Annotated in this window: 16 protein-coding genes; 7 read left to right on the top strand and 9 right to left on the bottom strand. The window is 53.8% G+C overall.

The window, feature by feature from the left end; translation table 11 throughout:
- Positions 1-156: 156 nt before the first annotated feature.
- Positions 157-2,643, top strand: a complete 2,487-nt coding sequence (locus MFFC18_RS10195) for a TolC family protein (RefSeq protein WP_157664984.1) — start codon at positions 157-159, stop codon at positions 2,641-2,643.
- A 270-nt stretch (positions 2,644-2,913) separates the two neighbouring features.
- A complete protein-coding gene (locus MFFC18_RS10190; protein WP_084416680.1) occupies positions 2,914-3,690 on the top strand; it encodes a hypothetical protein in 777 nt (258 codons plus the stop codon).
- A gap of 123 nt (positions 3,691-3,813) precedes the next feature.
- Here MFFC18_RS10190 and MFFC18_RS10185 read toward each other — a convergent pair whose 3' ends face one another.
- From MFFC18_RS10185 to MFFC18_RS10175, 3 genes are read right to left on the bottom strand one after another with little or no spacing between them, the layout of a single operon-like run.
- Positions 3,814-4,455 carry a prefoldin domain-containing protein gene (locus MFFC18_RS10185; protein WP_148618794.1) on the bottom strand — a complete coding sequence of 214 codons (642 nt, stop codon included), beginning with the start codon at positions 4,453-4,455 and terminating at the stop codon, positions 3,814-3,816.
- A 30-nt stretch (positions 4,456-4,485) separates the two neighbouring features.
- Positions 4,486-6,012, bottom strand: coding sequence for a serine/threonine-protein kinase (locus MFFC18_RS10180; RefSeq protein WP_075081577.1), 1,527 nt, complete (start codon positions 6,010-6,012; stop codon positions 4,486-4,488).
- Complete coding sequence (locus MFFC18_RS10175) at positions 6,005-6,616, bottom strand: RNA polymerase sigma factor (protein WP_075081578.1); 612 nt, start codon at positions 6,614-6,616, stop codon at positions 6,005-6,007. The genes MFFC18_RS10180 and MFFC18_RS10175 overlap by 8 nt, the downstream gene beginning before the upstream one ends.
- 172 nt (positions 6,617-6,788) lie before the next feature.
- Between MFFC18_RS10175 and MFFC18_RS10170 the strand changes: the two genes are divergently transcribed.
- From MFFC18_RS10170 to MFFC18_RS10160, 3 genes are all read left to right on the top strand, one after another.
- Positions 6,789-8,225 carry a hemolysin family protein gene (locus MFFC18_RS10170; RefSeq protein ID WP_084416682.1) on the top strand — a complete coding sequence of 479 codons (1,437 nt, stop codon included), beginning with the start codon at positions 6,789-6,791 and terminating at the stop codon, positions 8,223-8,225.
- Between the two features lie 336 nt (positions 8,226-8,561).
- Positions 8,562-9,983 (top strand): lipopolysaccharide biosynthesis protein, encoded by a 1,422-nt coding sequence (locus MFFC18_RS10165; RefSeq protein WP_148618793.1) that lies wholly within the window; start codon positions 8,562-8,564, stop codon positions 9,981-9,983.
- Between the two features lie 62 nt (positions 9,984-10,045).
- Positions 10,046-12,499 carry a sulfatase-like hydrolase/transferase gene (locus MFFC18_RS10160; RefSeq protein WP_075081581.1) on the top strand — a complete coding sequence of 818 codons (2,454 nt, stop codon included), beginning with the start codon at positions 10,046-10,048 and terminating at the stop codon, positions 12,497-12,499.
- 10 nt (positions 12,500-12,509) lie between these two features.
- Here MFFC18_RS10160 and queG read toward each other — a convergent pair whose 3' ends face one another.
- The gene (gene queG / locus MFFC18_RS10155) at positions 12,510-13,643 is read right to left on the bottom strand and encodes a tRNA epoxyqueuosine(34) reductase QueG (protein WP_075081582.1); all 1,134 of its coding nucleotides are present in this window, start codon (positions 13,641-13,643) and stop codon (positions 12,510-12,512) included.
- An 87-nt stretch (positions 13,644-13,730) separates the two neighbouring features.
- On the opposite strand from queG, the gene MFFC18_RS10150 reads away from it, so the two are divergent.
- Entirely contained in the window at positions 13,731-14,348 is a 618-nt protein-coding gene (locus MFFC18_RS10150; RefSeq protein ID WP_157664986.1) for a hypothetical protein, read from the top strand.
- A 157-nt stretch (positions 14,349-14,505) separates the two neighbouring features.
- Here the strand turns inward: MFFC18_RS10150 and MFFC18_RS10145 are convergent, their stop codons facing one another.
- From MFFC18_RS10145 to MFFC18_RS10130, 4 genes are all read right to left on the bottom strand, one after another.
- Positions 14,506-15,312, bottom strand: coding sequence for a hypothetical protein (locus MFFC18_RS10145; protein ID WP_075081584.1), 807 nt, complete (start codon positions 15,310-15,312; stop codon positions 14,506-14,508).
- A gap of 13 nt (positions 15,313-15,325) precedes the next feature.
- On the bottom strand, positions 15,326-15,958 hold the full coding sequence (gene upp / locus MFFC18_RS10140; protein WP_075081623.1) for a uracil phosphoribosyltransferase: 633 nt from the start codon (positions 15,956-15,958) through the stop codon (positions 15,326-15,328).
- A 165-nt stretch (positions 15,959-16,123) separates the two neighbouring features.
- The gene (rnc, locus tag MFFC18_RS10135) at positions 16,124-16,864 is read right to left on the bottom strand and encodes a ribonuclease III (RefSeq protein WP_075081585.1); all 741 of its coding nucleotides are present in this window, start codon (positions 16,862-16,864) and stop codon (positions 16,124-16,126) included.
- A 26-nt stretch (positions 16,865-16,890) separates the two neighbouring features.
- On the bottom strand, positions 16,891-18,246 hold the full coding sequence (locus MFFC18_RS10130; protein WP_075081586.1) for a class II 3-deoxy-7-phosphoheptulonate synthase: 1,356 nt from the start codon (positions 18,244-18,246) through the stop codon (positions 16,891-16,893).
- A 149-nt stretch (positions 18,247-18,395) separates the two neighbouring features.
- On the opposite strand from MFFC18_RS10130, the gene MFFC18_RS10125 reads away from it, so the two are divergent.
- Positions 18,396-20,933 carry a peroxiredoxin family protein gene (locus tag MFFC18_RS10125; protein WP_075081587.1) on the top strand — a complete coding sequence of 846 codons (2,538 nt, stop codon included), beginning with the start codon at positions 18,396-18,398 and terminating at the stop codon, positions 20,931-20,933.
- Between the two features lie 178 nt (positions 20,934-21,111).
- Here MFFC18_RS10125 and MFFC18_RS10120 read toward each other — a convergent pair whose 3' ends face one another.
- Entirely contained in the window at positions 21,112-21,945 is an 834-nt protein-coding gene (locus tag MFFC18_RS10120) for a hypothetical protein (RefSeq protein ID WP_075081588.1), read from the bottom strand.
- Positions 21,946-21,995: the final 50 nt, after the last annotated feature.

The following is a 21,995-nucleotide window of genomic DNA, read 5'->3' as shown; positions in this document are numbered from 1 at the left end:
GCCCTGCAATCCGTTATGCGTTCTCGTTTCAAGCTAAGCATTGCACGGTCATTGCGGCGAAACCGAGTAATACATGTTGTGCTGTTTATACGGTCGGAGCGTTCCGAGATGCGTTTTTACGTTTCAATTTTGAGTGTGATCCTAATCGGGATCCTCGTGTCGGAAGGTAACGCCCTTCAGATTTCTTCCTTGCCGCCACTCCCGTCCGCGGAAGCATCGAAGGTTGAGCAAGAACCGTTGTTCCGAAGCATCCCGGTAATCAAGTCGACATCGGAAACGAACTCTGGTCAGAAAGCTAAAACGTTGCCGCAGCATGCGCTTCCAGCGTTGCCGGCTTTGCAGTTGCCAACCGAAACCCAAACGCAGCCTCGGACTTCCGGACAGCAATCAACTCAGCAGCTGCAGCAGTACAGTGACGTTTTCGAAAGTGCCCTGTCGCAGTTCCCCCAGCATCGCATCGCCCGCCTTCCAGTGGCTCAACAGGATTCAGCTCCGATCATTGAGAGCTCGCGTTTTGAAGAACGTCCAACGATGCAGAGCGTTCAGTCGGCTCGGCGTTCCGTTCTCGAAAACGTTGTCCAAAATCCGGATTCGGATTCTGAATCTGGTCAGAGTCTATTGAACAGTCTGGAACAACAGGGAAGATTCAAACCGGCTTCGTCGAACAAGATGTTGCAAGAGTTTGCCGAGTTACCGCAGGAACAAAACCCACTGACGGTCGAGTCAGCTCCGATCGAAGAATCCTTTGCGCCGATCAATGCTGTTCAACCGGAAGCCCCGTCGACCGCTCAATCTGACGTTCCGTCGCTTGCTCCAGCAGCCGAAGCGGCTCCGTTGCAGTGGGAAGTTCCACAGACAATGGCGACCGTTCCCGAAATTGCGGAACCAGGTGATCTGGCTTACCCGCTGAATCCGCAGATGCCTGCAAACGAATTTTCACCCGAATCAAACTTTGCAACTCCCCGAGCGATTGCGGCGGCCCCAGTGGACGAATCGTTGACGTGGTGGAAGTCTTCAGTTCTTCAGCCGCTCGACGGCAACCGTTCTACCGAAGCCGTCGACTCGAATGTGTTGGTCTATCGCGCCTTGCAAAACAGTCCACGAATTCAAGCCGTTTCGCAAAGTCCACTCATTCGCGAATTGCAGATCGTGGAAGCGGACGCCGAATTCGACGCCGTTCAATACATTCAGAGTCAATTCGAAGATCGTGTCGATCCAGTCGGCAACCAGCTGACAGTCGGCAACGGCGAGAGTTTCCTCAAGGATAACATTTGGTCTGGTGATCTGGGTTTGCGCAAGAAAGCTCGCACGGGTGCGAGTTGGGAATTGAATCAGCGTCTTGGTTTTCAGAACAGCAACTCGAACTTCTTCGTCCCGCAAGATCAGGGCACCGCGACGCTGGCCTTAAACGTGACGCAACCACTACTTCGCGGACGCGGTCGCTACTACAACCAGTCGCAAATCCTGATCGCTCAAGCCACCAACGGAGCCGCTTGGCAAACGTTCCATGCGGAACTGCAGGACGAGTTGCTAGGCGTCGTTTCGGCGTACTGGGATCTGTATCTGACTCGCAGTGTGTTCTTGCAGAAACGTCGTAACGTTGAACGCGGAGCCAAAATCCTCGATCGCCTTGAAGGCCGCGCCGGGCTCGACTCTCTGCCCAGCCAAATCGCTCGTGCTCGCTCTTCGGTTCAGACTCGCCGTACCGAGTTGGCGAACGCTTTGCGGGACGTTCGCAATGCTGAAACAGAAGTCCGACGTCGGATCGCGGACAACAGCTGGATCAATGGCGGCGGAGCTGAACTGGTTCCGGGAGAACTTCCATCGGCAATGACGTTCCAGGTGCCTCTTGAGCAGGTGGTGTACAACGCTCTGCAACATCGTCCAGAAGTTCAGGAAGCGATGAGCCGCGTCCGAATTGCATCGGTACAACGGGATGTTAGTGCGAATGAGTTGCTGCCTGAACTGTCACTGCTGATGGGGACGTACGTAAGTGCTCTTCGGGGCGATACCGGAATTTTGAACGCGTTTCAGGATCAGTTTGGACAAGTCAAACCGGGTTACAGTTTTGGCGTCAATTTCGAACTGCCCTACGGAAACCGAGCGGCTCGAAGTCGGTTGGCTCAGCGTGATCTTCAGGTAAAAAAGATTCGCCACGAAGTTGACGAAGTGATGCAGACCGTGATCGCAGAATCACAAGTCGCCTTGCGTCGAGTTGAGTCGGCGGCGGAGACTCTGGTCGCGGCGAACGAAGCCATAAAAGCGGCTCATGCGGATCGCAATCAATTCCAACGCCGCTGGGAGTCGTTTGCTTTGGTCGAAGGAGATCTTGCTGACGGACAGAACCCGACCACCGTGCTTGACCAGTTGCTCGATTCGCAGGACCGCCTTGCTTCCGCAGAACTGGTCTATGTTCAAGCCGAACGTGAACTGAAAGTCGCCGAAGTGGCACTCCAGCGTTCTATGGGAACTCTACTGATGGCGCAAAATGTGTCGACAACCCGTGGGTTTGACTGCGACACTCCACGAATGGACATCTTTAAAGACGGAAGCCCGTTGCCGACGGCGGCCAATGGAATCCCTGGCGTTGCTGCACCGCAAATGGATGCCACTCAGGCGAATTTCAACGGATTCCCTCAGTAGTACGTCTCTTCTTGCCGGTTGGCTGATTGCGTTGAGCGCGTGATCCATTTTGGCTTGGGATGGGCGAAACACTGCCCGACTGCGCCGCCAATTACCAACTTGACCGCGGTCAAGAAAAAAAAGTGAAAAATCTGATTCGGCATCAGTCCGAATTGAAACTGCCCGGGTTTAACTCGGCATCACGGCCAATTGCGAGCAATTGCTACTAAGCCTGCCTTCTCAATCGGCCACCATCCGGAGTGCCGGGAAATTTATGGAGTGGAGTAAACCATGAAAATGCGACAAATAACTTTCGCCGCGATTGCGGCTCTGATGTGTCTGTTCTTGGCCAATGATGCTATGGCTCAACGCGGCGGTGGCGGTGGCTGGGGTGGCGGCGGACGTCTCGAGTACCTCGGGAACCCGGATGTTCAAAAAGAACTCGATCTCGTTGACGAACAAATCGAAGATCTGGATGAAATCAACTCCGAAGCACGCGACGTAATGCGTAACGCGTTCGCGGGCATGCGTGAAAAGTTTCAGGATTTGTCTCGCGAAGAACGCGATGAAATGATGACTGAAATGCGTGAGAAAATTGCTGAAGACATGAAGGGTGTTGACGACAAAATCGGCGACATTCTGCTTCCACATCAGCTTGAGCGACTTGACCAGATCGCGTTGCAAGGCCAGATGCGACGTGGCGGAACTGCCGCTGCACTCAAGAGTGATGCGATGCGTGAAAAGCTTGGCTTGACTGAAGAAGAAGCCGAAAAGCTTCAAGCGAAAGAAGAAGAAGTCAAAAAAGAGCTGGAAGAGCAAATCAAAAAGCTTCGCGAAGAAGCCACTGACAAAATCCTTTCTGTTCTTCCTGCTGCAAAGCAAGAGAGCATCAAAGCATTGATCGGTGAATCTTACGAAGTTCAAAACGCTCGCGGTGGACGTGGCGGTCGCGGTGGAGCCGGTGGAGAACGCGGTGGACGCGGCGGCGCTGGCGGTGGTCGTGGTGGAGAACGCGGCGGTCGTGGCGGAGAACGCGGCGGACGTGGTGGACGCGGCGGCGGATTCTAATTCGTATCGACTCGAACATTCGAAACGAAGAAAGCCGCTGGGATATTCCCAGCGGCTTTTTTTTTGCATCTTCGGGCCGGTCGCGGACTTGCCTCGTAAGTGACTCGGCAATCGTCGCAGCGACTATTTCTTTGCCGTTGGTTTCGCAGCAGGAGCCGTCATGATTGTTGTGGGTGCCCTGGAACCCGGCGGCGTTTGCAGAAAACGGTTCATGTCAGGCGAAGTCGATGGAAAACGCACGTTGATGCTGGATTTCGGTCCTGAAGGCCAACCAAGCCCATCCGCGTTGGCGACCAGTTCTTTCAATTTCAGGTCGACCATTTCTTCTTTCGCAGCACGACGACGGCTCAATCGCTCACGCATTTCTTCCAGCTCTTTTTCAAGCGACTCAATGTGCTCGTCATACTGATCCATTTTTGAATCGTAATCCGTGACCAGTGCTTTCCGCAGACTGGCTTTCGCGTCTGAACGTTCCTCGTCGGACTTGGCACCTTTGAGCGACTCGTACGCTTTGTCGACTTCGCTGGCTTTGGCGGAGACCCAGGAACTTCGAGCCAGCCCAAAACTTGTCGCCGGCCCAGATTTGGAACTCCTGAAAATTGTTGTCGCCCTCGGCGCCGTTGGTCCAACCGTTGGAGGCAGCGGAACTGCAGCGCCAGGCACCGCAAAAGTATCATCGCTCTGTTCTTGCGCCGTCAGCGTCCAGCCGGTCACAAGAGAGGTTGGGACCATCAAAAAGCACAAAAGCAATTTTCGAGTTAGCATCTTAGATTCTCCACACGGTTCAGGTAATTTTTATTGATCATCAAGTAGCTCAGACAGCTCAGTTACGGACTGATCCAGCTGGCCCAGCTTTGAATTGAAAACTTCGTCAGGGTTTGAGATGAGTTGCGTTTCCGGTCGCCACGAATCTCCAGAAAACTGATCGATTTTTTCCGTCAGGCTCATCAAATCAGCCTCGAACGTATCCACCGTTTCGATTTGGTGGCGACGTTGAATGGATCCCCATGTCAAAACGGGCTCGGGTTCAGGAGCGGTCACAAACCAGGTCCCAGCGTAGAAAATCAGCCCGCCCAAACCGGCCAGCGGAACAGCAAGTCCGATCCATTTCAAAACCGAAGCTCGCATGTTGGAACGGCTGGGATTCTTTGGCAGCGCCGGAATTGTTGAGCCAACGGGTTGATTTAGATGAGCCAGAAATTGCTCCAGCCAGGCTTCGACGTCACTCGACGACTGAAATCGGTCCTCGGGCAACTTCTCCAACAATCGGTCGATCATTCTGGCCAGTTGCGTCGGCACATCCGGATTGAGTGACTGCGCGTTGGCATGGTTCTCGTTGCCAACTTTATGGATCACGCCCATCGGTGCCGCCGATCTGAATGGCGTCACTCCTGTGGACAGGAAAAACAGCAAACTGCCCAGGCTGAACAGATCGCTGCGAGCATCAACGTCTTCGCCACGAGACTGTTCCGGCGACATGTAGTTCAGAGTTCCGGCAACCATTCCAGTTTGAGTCATCGACTCTTCGGCTTCCCGGCGAGCCAACCCAAAGTCCGTGATCACAATTCGATTGATCTGATTGTCGACCAAAATGTTGGCGGGCTTGATATCGCGATGAACCAGCCCCTGTTGGTGTGCGGCCGCCAGCCCCGAGGCAATTTGCTTTCCGATGCGAACGACTTCTTTCGCCGGCAATGGACCATGTTTGTCGACGACTTCCTGCAATGTTGGGCCGACCACGAGCGGCATGACAAACCACGGAACACCGTTTGATTCGCTGATGTCGTGAATCGCGATTACGTTCGGATGCAACAACGCTCCAGCGGCTTTGGCTTCCCGGAGAAAACGTTCCTTGGCCGTCCCATTGTTTACTAAACGCGGCGCGATCATCTTGATCGCCACCGGTCGATGCAACTCGTGATCGAATCCGCGAAGCACGATTCCCATGCCACCATAGCCGATGACTTTTTCGATTTCGTAGCGTCCCAGTCGACCCAGCGTTTCTGGATGAGTCGGTGGGTTCAGTACGTCGTCCAGCAACTGGTCGACGGATCGCAAATCGAACTGATTGCAAGGCGACTGGCGATCAAACTCAAAGTCGCGAGTGTCGGTTTCTTCAAATGCGAGCTGTTCTTCCAAGGCGATGATCGAGCTGCAGAAATCGTCCCGCCACGATTCATTGGCGGCAAAGCTCAGCAGTCGATCCTGGCAATGCGAGCAGTTCGCAACATGCGTTTCAATTTTATCCTGAGGAACCTTCGTTGGCTGTTCCGAGACAATCAACTGTAGGTCCAGATCGGAAATGTGATTCTGTTCAGACATCGAACGACTCTCCTGACTCAATGATTCTTCTTTCAGCAGCCTTTCGCAATCGAGCGATGACTCGGGAGCGGGCGACGTAGACGGCACCACGATTCATGTCCAGAGACTTCGCCACCGAATCGACCGAAGCGTTTTCAACTTCGGTTCTCCAGAACGCCTGCCAGGTTTTTGGATTCACTTCGTCGCGAACCTGGTTGGTGACCAGAGAAAAGATCTGCCGCTGGTACTCCAGACGGAACTCGTGAGATTCGGCTTCGCCAGGGTTTGCCGCGATCAGTTCCAGCAACCCGGTTTCGCCACCAGCAACTTGGCGATTTTCCTTGCGGCGGAAAAAGTCGATCACCAAATTTCGAGTCACCCGATAGAGCCAGCCGCGGAAAGTGGCTCCTTGCTGTTGCCCATCGAATGTGCCGATGGCTTTGGAGACACGAGACATGACTTCCTGGGTCACATCGGTCGCGTCGGCGTGCTGTAGGCCTCGCTGCCGGCAGATTCTGAAAATCAGCGGCTGATAAATGCTTGCGAACTCATTCCAGGCTTCAAGATTCTGCGGATCGTGCAGTTTGCCAATGAGTGAGTATCGCGTTTTCGGGGTGTCTTGCATGATTCCTGTCCTTCTCCCGTTCAACGGAAGTCGATGAGGAATCTTACATAGAATTGCCATTTTTTGTTTTATTTGGCTCGTATGTCCCACAACCAAACCTTGGACTCCCCCTCAACGCTCAGGCTCCGCGGCGTTAAAATGACGGCTTCAAAAACCCTCCCCAGACACACACATGAACACGGCTGTACCAGTTTCCCTTGCTCAAAATTTTGCCCTGTTGGCTCTCGATGTCGCGGCACCCGCCGGACACGACGCCGCTCCCACGGATGACGGAGGAGGCGGTTATGGTTTCTACTTTGGAATGTTGGGGCTGGCGCTGCTGCTGGTGGTGCTCAACGGATTCTTTGTGGCGGCTGAGTTCGCCCTCGTAAAGATCCGTCGCAGCCAGATCAACAAACTGGTGCTTGAAAAGCGATTATTTGCCAAATCAGCGAAATGGCTGTTTGATCGAATGGACCACTCGCTGTCAGCCTGCCAGCTGGGAATCACGATGGCTTCCCTTGGTCTCGGTTGGGTCGGTGAGCCAGCCTTTGCAAAACTTTTGGAACCCGTTTTCAAACTGTTGTCTATCGGCCCCACGACCGGACACATCATCGCGTTCATTGTCGCGTTCTCGATGATTACAGCCTTGCACCTTGTGGTCGGTGAGCAGGCTCCGAAAATTTTTGCGATTCGTGAACCCGTCAAAATGCTGATGTGGTGCGCGGCACCGATGCGATTCTTTTACTATCTGCTGTTCCCGTTCATGTACGCACTGAACTGGGTGACCAATCTTGTTTTGGCTCGGTTGGGACTGACAGGAGAAACCGGACATGGCGCACCGCACAACGAAGAAGAAATTCGTGCGATGTTGACGGAATCTCACACGCATGGATTCCTTTCGCGCAGCGAGCATAGTTTGATGAACGCCGTGATGGAGTTCGATGACATGTTGTGCCGCTTGGTGATGGTGCCTCGAGTTGAAGTCCAGGTGATGGATATCAATTTGCCTTTTCCTGAATTGATGGCGATGGCCAAAGAGACGCAACATACTCGCTATCCGGTTGTCGATTCGTCGCTGGATTCTCTGTTGGGCGTCGTGCACATGAAGGATTTGCTTGGCGTGTCTGCGGAAGCAGATTTTGACATTCGTTCAATCATGCGTGAGCCAACGAAAGTTCCCGAAAGTATGCCGATCAGCCAGGTGCTGCGGCACTTTCAATCAACACATCAACTGCTTTCGTTTGTGATCGATGAGTACGGCTCGATCATCGGAATCGTGACGCTTGAGAACGTGCTGGAGAAAATCATCGGACCCGTTGATGACGAGTTTGACGTCGCGGACGAACCGAGTATCAAGCAAGTGTCTAGTGGACAGTTTCTTGTCCTGGGCAATACTCACATCGCTGATGTCGAGGCCGCGTTGGGGCTGAATCTTGACGACGAAGATGCAGACACCGTTGCCGGAGTTCTAATGAGTCGCCTCGGGAAGATCCCGGAAGTGGACGACAAATTCGAATTCGAAGGAGCCGTGGCTCACGTTATTGCAGTCAACAACGATCGAGTTGAAAAGATCCGGTTTGTGATTTTGGATTCGGGTGTGGATACGATTAAGCCTCCTATCCAATAGTCAGACCGTTGGAAGCCGTCGTCTCAACAGGCTACGTCGATTCTGGATCGCGATCGCGCACGCTAGATCCCAGAATCGGCGGTGTCGAGAGGTGCCACTTTGAAACGGAAGTTCGTGGTCCCGGCTTCAGCCGGACGAAATGCAATTGCCGTCTGAGGGAGGTGCGACGAACCAGTCGCCTCAATTGGCAACGGCACAATGCGTTCGATTACTCCTGAGCGATGTAGTAACGTTTCAGCGTACGACTGTGAGAATTGAGACGATTGTGAATCGTCGTTGGCGGGAACGACACGTGAGTTTCTTTTTGTTGGTGCCCGAAAACCGGCCGCGATTATAATGCCCGAACCTACCACTCCTGACACCGGGTCCCACAACAACGCGGCCGTGAGCACTGACGCCATTAACCAACCTCCCAAAGCAGGCCTGTTGAGTTCGCTGTTTCAGCGATTGCCAATGACCGTTTTCTGGGCTCTGGCTGCGCAGGGGATTGTAAGCGTAACCCGAATTCTCACGACCGTTACTGTCGGCGGCCGGTTTGCGCCCGATGACACAGCCTCCGGCGCGATGCTTGGTTCCCCCGAGCAACTTTCGCTGTACTACGCAGCCTTCGGTGTGCTGACTGTTTTGATCGCGATGCACGAAGGCTTCGTCACGATACCAATGACGGTTTTCCTTCCGCGCCAGGGTAAAGAACGCGAGGCAACATTCTCGGGGCACATGTTACTGGCGTCGCTTTGTTTCATCGGGCTCGCGTTGTGCATGGTGGCGATGTGGATCATATACCAATACCAAATCGGCGGCGGCATGACGTCGGCTTTGACGGTCATCGCGTTTGTCATCGTGCTTGCTCCATTGCAGTTGCTGCGAGAATTTTCGCGTCGATGGCTGCTCGCGAATTTACAGGTTCGGCCGTCGGCATTGCTTGAGATTCTGTTCTCTGTCGCGTTCCTGACCTGTCTCGCGGCGTTATTTTTCTTTCAGCAGCTAACTGCAATTCGGGCATTCGTCGCCATCGCAGCTGTCAACGTGATGGCACTCGGTGCGTGGTGGTATTTCTATCGTAGCAACTTTGCAATCACTCTCGATGGCTCAGGCAAACAGCTCAAGGAAAACTTTCGCTACGGTCGTTGGGCAGCGGGAGAAAATTTCTGTTCCAGCATCACGATGTTCTTTTGTGTGTGGTACCTCAACCGCGAACTTGGGCTGGTACCTGGCGGCGTCTACTCGGCCTGCTTCAACGTCATGCTGTTGGCGAACCCGTTTCTTCTGGGAGTCTGCAGCCTGTTGGGGGCCCGCGCGGCCCAGGAATTCACAAAAGGCGGTTGGAATGCGATGCTGAAAACGCTCGCACAATACGGAACCTTTGTCTTCGTGGTGTTGATGGGATTCGCAGTCCTGCTCTGGGTTTTCGGAGCCGATTTGACGAACCTGCTGTTTAGCGAAAAGTATCAAGCGTGGTTCGACGTCAACGCGGGAGGCATCAACCGCGTCACGTCGGTGCTGGGGTTGGCGGTACCATTTCTGGGAGTCAGTTTTGTGCTTTCGACTGCGCTGCTGGCGATCCGGCGACCGAATGACAACTTTTTCTGTGCTTTGGCCAGCCTGATGGTGCTCGTCGGAATCAACCTGGCGTTTGGGCCTTCACTGATGGTGGCTGCGATCAGTTTCGTTTCCGCTTCGGCAACCAATGCAGCTTTCCGAATGGGTTGTCTGTTGCGAGCTTGGGCGGTTCGTGAAACAGCTGATATCAGCACGTGAGTTGCATGGCGGTATCTGCTAAACTGGTGACTGATTGACACCGAACCTGCCGGAAACCGACAATGAAACTCCGACTCTTGCTCTTCGTCGCCGCGATCAGCCTTTTTTCGATCACCCACACCGTCGAAGCTACTGAACCTGCTGAGCGCCCGAACATCGTTTGGCTGTCGGCCGAAGACATCGGCCCGCAATTGGGCTGCTACGGATTCGACATCAAAACGCCAAACATTGACGCGTTTGCCAAACGCTCGCTGACTTACGACCTGGCGTGGTCCAACTATCCGGTTTGTGCTCCCGCTCGCACGACGATTATCACAGGCATGTACGCGACATCGCTGGGCGCCGGAAACATGCGATGCGGGGCCGTCAAGCCGCAAGGACTCAAGCTGTTGCCGGAACTGATGCGTGAAGCTGGATACTACTGCACGAACGCCAGTAAAACCGACTACAACCTGCTTAAAGTCGACGGCGTTTGGGATGAAAGCTCAAGCGAAGCTCATTGGAAAAACCGACCGGAAGGCAAGCCATTCTTCGCCGTTTTCAACCAGACCAGCACTCACGAAAGCAAGATTCGAAAACGACCTCACGAACCGCAAATTGATCCAGCCTCCGTTTCGTTGTTTCCGTATTGGCCCGACGTGCCTGAAATTCGGACGGACTGGGCACAGTACCTGGATAACATCCAGGATCTAGACGACTGGTTCGCCAAACATGTCAAACAGATCGAAGACGCCGGGCTGGCGGATGACACGATCATCATTTTCTGGGGTGATCACGGCTCCGGGATGCCGCGACACAAGCGCTACGTCGGTGATTCAGGGATGCGTGTTCCCATGATTGCTTACGTGCCTGATAAATGGAAATCGTTTTGGAGCAGTAATTACGCCGCCGGGGCTCGCAGTGATTGGCCCGTTGGATTCATTGATTTTGCACCAACCGTTTTAAAAATTGCCGGAGCCGAGGTTCCCGAACGCATGCAGGGATCGTCATTTCTTGGACCGGACGCCCAGAAAGCCGGCTACGTTTTCGGCGTGCGGAACCGAATGGACGAACGCAACGACGCCAGCCGAAGCGTGACCGATGGTCGCTATTTGTACATTCGAAACTTCATGCCGCATTTGCCTCACGGCCAATTCGTCGAGTATCAACAGACGACCGATGCGACGAGTGTGTGGTTTGAGAAGTTCAACAAAGGTGAGCTGAACGATGTCCAGTCCGCATTTTGGAAGCTGCGCGCGAAGGAAGAGCTCTACGACCTCGAAGCCGATCCTCACGAGACGATGAACCTGGTGGCGACCGGGCCGGCAGGTGCCGCGTTGCCTCAGCAGGCCAAACTGGCCGAACTTCGCGACGTCGTTCGGAAAAAAATGATCGAAATTGGAGACCTTGACCTCGTTCCTGAGTCGACGCTTCACGAATACGAACTGAGTTCTGCCAAGTCACGGTTTACCTACTCGCAACGCGATGGGTTTGATTTTGGAGCACTCTACGATGCGGCCTGTGGCGAAAACGTCGACGCAAATTTGGCTGCTTCAGCCCCCGAGCTTCGTTTTTGGGCGGTGAACAGTTTGATCCATACGGCTGACACCATTACCGGGGCCCAGCGTGATGCAGCGGTCAAAATGTTGGACGATTCGTCGATGGCGGTTCGTGTGAAAGCTGCCGAACTATGCCTGAGACTGAAAAAGAATCAGGAAGAGGCCAACCACGAGAAAGCGATCGCCGTGCTGATCACGTTGGGCGACAAAGCCAACTCGAACTATTTCGTCGCTTGCAATGCGTTGAGTTGCATGGATCGATATCGCGATCTGCTGGACAAAGACGCGATTGCCAGAATTCAGAAATTCAGTTCCGACGCGTCGGAGATCCAACGCGGAAACGACAACCTGGAAAAACTTCATCGTCGGTTCAGCAAACCTCGCGTTTTAATTTTGGGCGACTCAATTTCGATAGGCTACACACCATTTGTCAAAGAGTTGTTGGCCGACCAGGCCGTTGTGGTTCGCCCAACGAAAGACGGGAAGCCAGAAAACTGTGCCGGGACAGACCGAGGCATTGGCAACATTGATCGCTGGTTGAAGCTTGAAGGCGGCAACTGGGATGTGATCCATGTCAACTTTGGCTTGCACGATTTCAAGCACGTTGACGCCAAAACCGGCAAGAATTCGAATGCTGCTGACGATCCGCTCCAGTCAGGTCCGGAGGAGTACGAGCAGCAGTTGCGTACGATTTTAACCAAGGCAAAAGCCACTGGGGCAAAGGTCATTTTCTGCACGACGACGCCGGTTCCTCCGGGATGCAAGCCGTTGCGTGAAACGACTTCGCCCGAGCAATACAATGCGATTGGTCGGAAGATTGCGTCCGAATTTGGAATCGCTGTCAACGATTTGTTCTCGTTTGCGAATCCACAATTGGCGAAAATTCAGCAACCTGCGAACGTCCATTTCACAAAAGAAGGCTCAAAAGTTCTGGCTGGAAAAGTCGCAGAAGCGATCCGCAACGTGCTCGAGAATTAGACGCGATCGGCTACGACTGCATCGCCAAATCGAGTTCCGTCTGAACATCGGCATCGCATTCGATTGTTCGGCGATTACGCAGGAGCTCCATCGCCTGTGAGCCAAAAGTTTCGAGGTGTTGTCCGATCGCCCAGACGCAGGCTCCTCGAACCAGTGGCTCATCATCGTTGATTCCGATCGCCAACGACTCAAGGCCTTCTCCTGAAGGCATGTTTCCGAGGGTGATGGCTGCGTTGCGCAAAATCCCCCGCCGCTTGGGTCGCCACAGCGGCGTTTTCCGAAACTGGACTCGGAACTGGTCGTCATCCATTCGAAACAGATCATGAAGATTGAGCGGCCTCAATGCCTCAACGGGTTGGAAAACTTCCTGGCTTGAGACTTTTGCTTTATTGTTCCACGGGCACACATCCTGACATACATCGCAGCCCAGGATCCAGTCACCCATCTGACTGCGCAGCTCGATCGGAATCGGCGAACGGTGCTCGATCGTCAAATAGCTGATGCATTTCGTCGCGTCCAACGTTCCAGGTTCTACAAACGCGTCGGTGGGACAGGCGTCAAGGCACGCCGTGCAAGTGCCGCAGTGACTGGTCGACATTGGCGTGTCGATCTCCAACTCGGCATCGGTCAGAACGGCAGCGATCAGAAACCAGCTGCCCAGTTCCCGGTTGATCAGCATTGTGTTCTTCGCATGCCAACCCATGCCGGCCAGCTGCGCAAACTCCCGCTCCAGCAAAGGAGCCGTATCAACGACGCCGCGGATCGCAATTCCATCGCCGGCCTCCCTCGCGAATCGGCACAGCTGTTTCAGTTTGCGGTGCAGGAAATCGTGATAGTCGCCTTGGCCCCAAGCGTATCTGGCGACCCTTCCCAATCCGGGTTGCTGTGGCAAAGACGCAACATCGACATGGTAGCTCATGCCCAACATCATCACCGATCGGACCGCTGGCAGGACTCCAGCGGGATGCTGATAGGCTTCGCGACGAGTTTCCAGATAGTCCATTTCGCCGTGAAAACCACGCTCAACCCAGCTATCTAGCCGGGAAAAACCGTCTGGCGCGAGCGCTGCGGTGACCGCGGCAAAATCGAACCCCAGCCGCTTGGCTTCCTGTTTTAACGATTGTGTCAATTGTGCCGTATTCATCGATTCGCCGGTTTCCGCCCGGATGATTCCTCAATTAAACGTTTTCAATGCACCGAAAAGCTTGCACCGTTTGTCGCCCCAAATAGTGTGGAACCTGACCCATTTGAGCAGGCGTTTGTATCCAACGGCCTGGCTTACAACAAACGTAAAGGTTCCCAAATGAAGAAAATCATCGCTCTTGCAGTCGCCTTCGCTGCGATTGCCATCGTGTCCGGAACTGAGGCCAACGCCCAGTCGTTCTCGTTCAACAACGGTTATCAGTTTGGAGCCGGCGTCGGCGCCAATCACGGTCACCACGGAAATCGTGGCTATCGCAATCCTGGCTTCGGCTTTGGTACGTACTTCGGTCGTGGCATTGTCGATCGCCCGTCCCGCCCTCCATACTTCGCAGAATTCCCACCAGTGTACTATAACGGAATTGTCCGTCGTCCTTACGGAGTCAGCCCCTACGCTGCTCCTGCCGGAGTCGTTCCAGTTGAAATGAGCCAGGCGATTTCACCGGTCGAGCCTGTTGTGGTCTCGAATCCGTTTTTCAAAAAGAACTTCAACCAGGATAACAGCGGGCCAGTTTCCGTGATGGAGAAAGTTGAAGATTCAAAATCGACGAAGAACAAGTCGACCAAAATTAGCAACCCGTTTTTCGAATCGGTTCCAGAGATCGCTGGACCGATCATGCATGCATCGTTTGATGTAGAGGATAATTAAGAACCTCAAAGAGTGAAGATTGTTGGTCTCCGGAAAACGCTTCGTTGAATTTCAACGAGGCGTTTTTTATTGAACTGCTTTTGTACAAAGCAATCATTCGCACTTGAACTGATCCTTCGTATCGCGGAAAGCATCGCGATCCGTCGCGAAGGGTGCTCTAGCTCAGGACTCCGAGCGTCCGTAGGGTAAAGTAGATCAGGACGACCGCCACAACGATGGCGATTGAGTTGTGGATCAGCTTTCGGCGTCGGCGTTGCTCCGGTGTGAGCCGTTTGAGCTGATAAACTTCGCCGTTGTGCGTGATGGTGACAATGTTTGCGTCGACCGATTGGTAGCCGCCGGCTCCATCAGGAAGGATAACTTCTTCCGAGCCCAATCGACTCGGAAAGCGAACTGGATCGGGGACATCGAATCGCGGTGGCAGCAAATGATCGACAGCAGCAGGCTCGAAAACCGGGTCAGCGGGCTCGGGCGATTCAGCTGGCTCATCTGGTTTCGCATGCTCTGTTTGGTCGGCGGGATCGGCTGGTTCCTGTTCGGAAAGCGACGATGGTCCACGCTTCTTTCGCGACGCAAGAGACGGCGGTTCCGTTGCAGAGTCAGCCGACGGATCTGGCGACTGTGTCGAAGCTGGTTCGTCGGTCACATCCTCAGGCTGCGGATGAAAAACCGGAATCAAGTCGTCATCCTGTGACGATTTTCCAATCATAACCAACTGGTCGCAATGCGGGCATGCGAGCTGTTGCCCATACATGGACGCGTCGATGCCGAAGTCTCCACTGCAGTGCGGGCAGCGATAGACTTCAGGTTCGTCCGCCATGGCAGGCGGTTCGTTCTGAGACGCATCCACGATGGGGACTTCCACAGTCGCGTTGCATGTTGGGCATTGAAAAGCCTGACCTGCTGGGTCGTCTGGAATCTGAAACGAATTGTGGCAGTTGGGACAACCGAAAACTTGAGTCATGAGCGATCCTTGCTCAGGAATGAAGCGTGTTGAAAATGCGGTCGCCAGCGTCACCGAGGCCAGGAACGATGTACGAATCGTCGTTGAGTCGTTCGTCGACAACGCAACTGTGGACTTCGATTTGCGGGAAGTCATTCTGAAACTTGGCGATGCCTTCGGGGGCTGCGATGATCGAAAGCATTTTGATGCTCGGCACGCCCCAATCAATCAGAGCCTGGCAAGCCATCGAAGCCGATCCTCCGGTCGCCAGCATCGGGTCGAGCACGAAAGCCACGTCGACGGGAGAGCTTTCAGGAAGCTTGCTGTAGTACGAAACCGGTTTGGCGGTCGCTTCGTCTCGATACAGTCCAAGGTGCCAGACTTCGGAAGTAGGGATCAGATCAAGCATTGGCTCGACCATTCCAATGCCGGCTCGCAGGATTGGAACCAACCCGATACGGTTCAGCAGCTTCTTCCCTGTCATCGGTTGCAACGGCGTTTCGATCGGCAGATCGGTCGTCGAGAGCTCGGCAGTTGCGGAGTGAGCCAGCAGCATTGAAAGTCGCCGTACCGACTGGCGAAACTCAGCGGGCGATGTGTTTCTGTTTCGCAACACGGTAAGGTGACAGTCAACCAGCGGGTGGTTGAGCACGACCAGTTTGTTCATGGCAATCATTCCAGCGTTTTAAGTCGTCAGACTCGTCAATGATAGCCGAAGATCGCGTTTTTGCGACGGTGGTTGTTTTGGGAACGCCACAGCAAGATTCGGGACGGAGTTCGGAAAGCTCTGGTTTGAACAGAACCAAACCGAGAGCCAACACCTCAACTCGAATCACTCACTTTTCTCATCAAAGAACGGCGGCTCGTTTCCGTCCAGTTCCGCCAGAGCATTTGCGGCGGCACGCTGCTCGGCCTCTTTCTTGTTCGATCCCCAAGCCGGCGAAAACGTCTGCTTGTGCACGACCGCAGCGATCAGAAACTCCTTTTCGTGGTCCGGCCCGCGGTCATCGACGACTCGATAATTGGGCGGAACGCTAAAACGCTTTTGCGAATACTGCTGTAGCTCGCTCTTGTAATTAATCTCAAGTCGACCGGCCACCGCTGCGTCGACATGTCGTTCAATCAACGGCATCAGGAAATCACGGACCGCTTCGACGCCACCGTCGAGATAAATCGCGCCAACGATCGACTCAAACGCGTTCGCGACCAACGAAGAAGGGACTCGGCCGAGCGTTCCGACGCCCTTGCCGACGACCAGAATGCGGTCAATCCCCATCTCCAGCCCGATGCGAGCGCAAGTCTGACGGCTGACGACGTTAGATTTGACTTTTGTCAGGTCGCCTTCGAGCCAATTCGGATAACGATGGAACAGGTATTCGCAAACGGTGAAACCGAGAATCGAATCGCCCAGAAACTCCAGCCGCTCGTACGAGTTCACTCGCTTGTCGGCAAACGAAGAATGCGTAATCGCTTCCGAAATCAGCGTTTTGTTCTGAAAATGATAACCCAACATCTCCTCACAGGCTTCGACCAACTCCGCAGTCGAATCAGTTTGTCGGGATGTAGATTTCATAACGCTCTTGGGCAATGAGAAACTATTTACCCATTGTGGCCAGCCTTGAGCTGATCCGCAATGAGGAAAGCCAATTCCATCGCCTGATCATAGTTCAAACGCGGATCGACCGCACTCTTATAAGCCTTAACCAGATCAGGTTCACCAATTTGAGACTGACCACCGATACACTCGGTCACATTGTCCCCGGTCATCTCAAGATGCACTCCGCCCAGAATTGTGCCATGCTCGCGGTGGATGCGGAACTGCTGCTGAACTTCTTCCGCAATCTTGTCAAAGCTACGCGTCTTGATCCCAGAGTTCGTAGAAAACGTGTTCCCGTGCATCGGATCGCAAGTGTGCAACACGCGAAGCCCCGCATCAGTAACCGCTTTCAAAATCACAGGAAGCCGGTTCGCGACTTCATCGACGCCATAGCGGTGAATCAAAGTGATACGACCGCGCTCGTCGTCCGGATTGAGCGACTGGATCAAGTTCACCAGCTCGTCCGGCTCAAACTTGGGGCCGACTTTGATGCCGATCGGATTCGAGATACCACGAAAGTACTCGACATGAGCCCCGTTGACGTCACGCGTTCGGTAACCGATCCAAGGAAAATGCGTGCTCATATTGTACCAGCCCTCTCGGCGTGGCACGCGGCGCGTCTGAGCTTGCTCGTAGTTCAGGTGCAGGCCTTCGTGCGACGTGAACACGTCAACCGAACCGCTGGCACGAAACTCAGCACCGCGAACGACTTCCATGAACTTCAACGCGTCTGTAATCGAGTCCACCATTCGCGAGTATTTGTCGGCCTGGACTGTGTCGGATGCAAAATCCAGCGACCAGTTTTCCGGGTGGTGAAGGTCAGCGAAACCGCCAGCGCAAAGTGCACGGATAAAGTTCAATGTCAACGCCGCACGCTCATAGCCACGCAGCAGCAACTCGGGATCCGGTTTTCGATCCGATTCCGTAAACGCAGAACGATTCACAAGGTCGCCACGATATACTTCCAGCGTCACGCCATCGCGAGTTTCCGTATCGTTGGAACGTGGCTTGGCATATTGACCCGCGACGCGACCGACGCGGACGACTTTCTTCATACCGCCGTAGATCAAAACAAAGCTCATTTGCATCAGAACTTTGAGATTACGAACAATCGAATCATTGTCACAATCGTCCAGGCTTTCCGAACAATCGCCGGCCTGGAGTAAGAAAGCCTTACCTTCTGCAGCATCGCCAATCTGATTCTTGAGGCTTTCGATTTCCCAACTGGTAACGAGCGGAGGCAGCTTCGCGAGTCTTTGTAACGCGTTCTGCAGTTGATCGCCGTCAAGATAGTTGGGCTGCTGCAGAACGACTTTTTGTTGCCAGCTTCCGGGGGTCCAGTTATTCGTGGTGGACATCAGTTTTTTGTGTGTGAAAAATGGTGTGATGGTTTTTGCAGATCGTCATCTGAAACATCGCGGATTAGAATGCCAATCGGCGGTTTTTGGAAGTCGATCCTTTTGTTTGGCTCGATTTTCACTTTAGATGGGCGTAAGGGAAGTTTCCATTGAAACCTGAAACAAAACAGACTCGTCAATTCCAGGCTCGCGAATTCAAGTCGCCTGTCGGAATACTATGTATCTTGCTGGCCTACGCGTTTCTGCTCAATGGCTGGCCCGGTCTTTCGGTGGCTCAAGACACAACCTCGCCAGATGATCCCTTGGCGGAAGTTCTCGCCGGTCACTCTTTTCACGGCAGTGCCTTCAACGAAGGGGCTCGGCAATCCGCGAGGCTCCTCGGTGGCACCGGGAAAGTTCATTTCGATATCACGACTGATTCCGATGACGCACAGCGGTTCTTTAATCAGGGCGTGGGCCAGCTGCATGGTTTTTGGGATCTCGAAGCCGAACGCTCGTTTCGTCAGGTCGCCATGATCGATCCTGATTGCGCGATGGCGTATTGGGGCGCGGCGTTGGCGACGTTCGAGAAACCAGAACGGGCTGCGGGATTTGCGCAGGAAGCACTCGATCGAATCGACAACGTTTCCGAAAGAGAGAAGCAGTACATCAAAGCGCTACATCGCTACTTTCACGGCGAGAAAAAAAAGCCGAAGAAACAATCGAAGGATGAGAAGGAAAAGGAAGTCGAGAACGACGGCGAAAAGAAAAAACAGGAAGCCGAGTACGAGCTTGTCAGCAGTTCCAGCCGCAAGGATCGCGCAGCTCGCTATCTGAAAGACCTCGAAGACATCGTGATCTCAAATCCGGACGACGTCGAAGCGAAAGCTCTGGTCGTGCATCGCATCTGGTACAACTCGCGTGCCGGCTGGCCGATTGGAAGCTACGTCGCTGCCGAGTCGTTGCTGAAAGAGATCTTCGCAGCCAATCCGATGCATCCGGCGCACCACTATCGCATTCACTTGTGGGATCGTCGCAAGCCAGAACTGTCGGTCGAGTCCGCTGGGATGTGCGGTTTGTCGTCGCCATCGATCGCGCACATGTGGCACATGCCCGGTCACATTTTTTCGCGGCTCAATCGCTACGACGATGCCATCTACTATCAGGAAGCTTCCGCGCGGACTGACCATCGGCATATGATCACCGACCATGTTATTCCCGATGAGATCCACAACTACGCTCACAACAACGAATGGCTGACGCGGAACTATGTGTTCCTCGGCCGAGCCACCGATGCGCTCAGCCTCGCGATAAACCTTGTCGAACTTCCGCGGCATCCAAAGTACAACGCTTTCGGAATCGATCGATCTGGCAGTGCGGTCTATGGGCAAAAGCGGCTAACTCAGGTGCTGCGTGAGTTCCAAATGTACGACAAACTCGCGGACGTCATCGATCGCGGTTGCTTTTCGAATCTTGATATCGATCAAGACATTAACGCATGGCGATTGCAAGGCTGCTTTGCGGCTATCACCGGTCAGTCCGAGCAACAGAAACAATTCGTGTCGTCGCTGGACGAATTGATGGCGGAAACGAAGAAGGATTCGGACGAAGCCAAATCGTTGGTCGCGAGCCTGAAATCGCAGTTGGAATCCAAACCGAAAAAGTCCGGCGGTGAGAAAAAGTCGGATGAGTCAAAAGTTGATTCGGAGGATGACTCCCAAGATGATGTAAAAGTTGTCAAAGTGGACAAAAAGAAGCTGGGCGAGGAGTACAAGTCTGCCAAGAAAGAGGCTGAGAAATTGGCCAAGCGTTTGAAAACGATTGAGCAGGCTCTCAAAGCCATCGAAGGCTATCAGTCGGTTGCGGGAAACGATTTTGCTGCGGCCGAAAAGCTGCTGAGCGAGACCAAGGGCGAAGATGAGGCGTGGCTTGCAGAGCTGAATTTTCGCGGCGGAGAAACAGAGGGTGGGCTTGAGGCTTTACGTAAGCAGGTCGAAAAGCGTAAGCATCAAAGCATTCCGTTGGCTCGGCTGACGTGGTGTCTGTTCAAAGCCGGCGAACTCGAGGAAGCAAAACTGCGTTTTGAAGAACTGAAAACGGTCGCCATCGGCGCCGATCGTTCGGTCGAAGTTTTTTCTCGACTGGATTCGCTCACCTCCGCTATCAAAGCTGACTCGGATTGGATCGTTGACAGCGGAATTCAGAAAGCCGACACGCATTTTCGTCCGCCGCTCGATTCACTTGGTCCCGTTCACTGGACGCCGCCAGCGGCACCGCGTTGGGAAGTCGTCGACGCAAATAATGAGGTCGCTTCTTCGCAAAGCTACGCGGGTGAAAACGTGTTGGTGATTTTTTATCTTGGCCACGGCTGTCTGCATTGCGCCGAACAACTTCAAGCCTTCGGCCCGCGAGCCAAAGACTTTGAAGATGCAGGGATCAAGATGATTGCGATAAGCAGTGACAGCCATGAAGATTTGAGCAAGTCAATGGAGAGCTACGACGGCGAACTTCCGATCCGGTTGGCATCGGATGCTTCGCTGGAAGTCTTTAAGGCCTTCCGGGCTCACGATGACTTTGAATCGCTCGCTCTGCACGGTACGTTTCTGATCGATAAGCAGGGGCGAGTCCGATGGCAGGATATCAGCTATGAGCCGTTTATGGATCATGAGTTTCTGCTGAACGAATCGAAGCGTTTGCTTAAATTTTGACCGCCGGTCGCCAGAGGACTGCCGGCAATCGGAGATCAGTTTCCGCCAGACGAGGAGGTGAGAACGTGCGGAGTTCCTGCTGCCCAAAGCTTTCGAAGTTGGAACTCCCAGCTTTGGTCTCAGCACTCCGAACTCAGCACTTCTCAACCGGCGTACACTAACTCTGTTGCCTTGTTTGCTACTTGCAGCACTCAGCACAGCCACAAGTATTGGCTGGTTTTCGCACTCGACGGTTGCCTAAAACCTTCGTTGCGGTATCGCAGTTTTCCTTGCTACGTACCCAAGGCATCCCAAGATGGCCAGGGTTGTTTTTCAACCCACCGCTGCAGTTACACAAACCCGCCCACTCGTCGCAACAAGAGTGACGATCAACGCCGAAGAAGTTCGGGTGACCGCCAGGGCCGCGAAACGCGAACGGTTCGCCACCGGCAGAAAAATGATCACCAACGTTTCGAATCGTGCTCGGTTTCTCATCCCACGAATTGGCTGGCTGCGACATTCGCATATGATCCAGTGAAGCACGTTCTGGCTGTACCGAAGAATCCTGGCGGAAAACGGGCTCGAACTGACGAGGAGCCGTTTCCGATTCGACAATCGGCTGAGCTGGGTCAAGTGCTGACGGAAGTGGACGAGTCACGTCGTTGATCGTTTCGGGAACTTGCGGCACAACTTCGGGAGCGATTTCCATTTCCTGAATCACTTCCTTTACAACCTGCAACTTGGTTGCCTGCTGAATCGCAGGAGTTGACTCGTTGGCCGCGACCGGAGTCTTCGAAACCTGCGGAAAAGTCTCCACGACAGGCAGGTCTTGCGACGCAGCGGTTTGCTTGCGATTCGATTTTTGCGTCGACGAAATGATGTGCCGCGCCATGTTGTCGTCGATTTGCATTGGACCGATGATGAAGTAATTGTTTACTCCTTCAGTCTTTGTTGCTGAGGGTTGGTTGTCCTGAGCGAACAATTGGATTGGAAACGCGACAAGTAGCAGAAACGTGATCGAAATTTTCTTCATCGAAATACTTTGCTTTTGACAGTCTACGACAGAACAGGAAACGACTCATC

The organism is Mariniblastus fucicola (assembly GCF_008087665.1).
GTDB classification, from domain to species: domain Bacteria; phylum Planctomycetota; class Planctomycetia; order Pirellulales; family Pirellulaceae; genus Mariniblastus; species Mariniblastus fucicola.
This window is presented reverse-complemented; position numbering and strand designations above follow the sequence as displayed.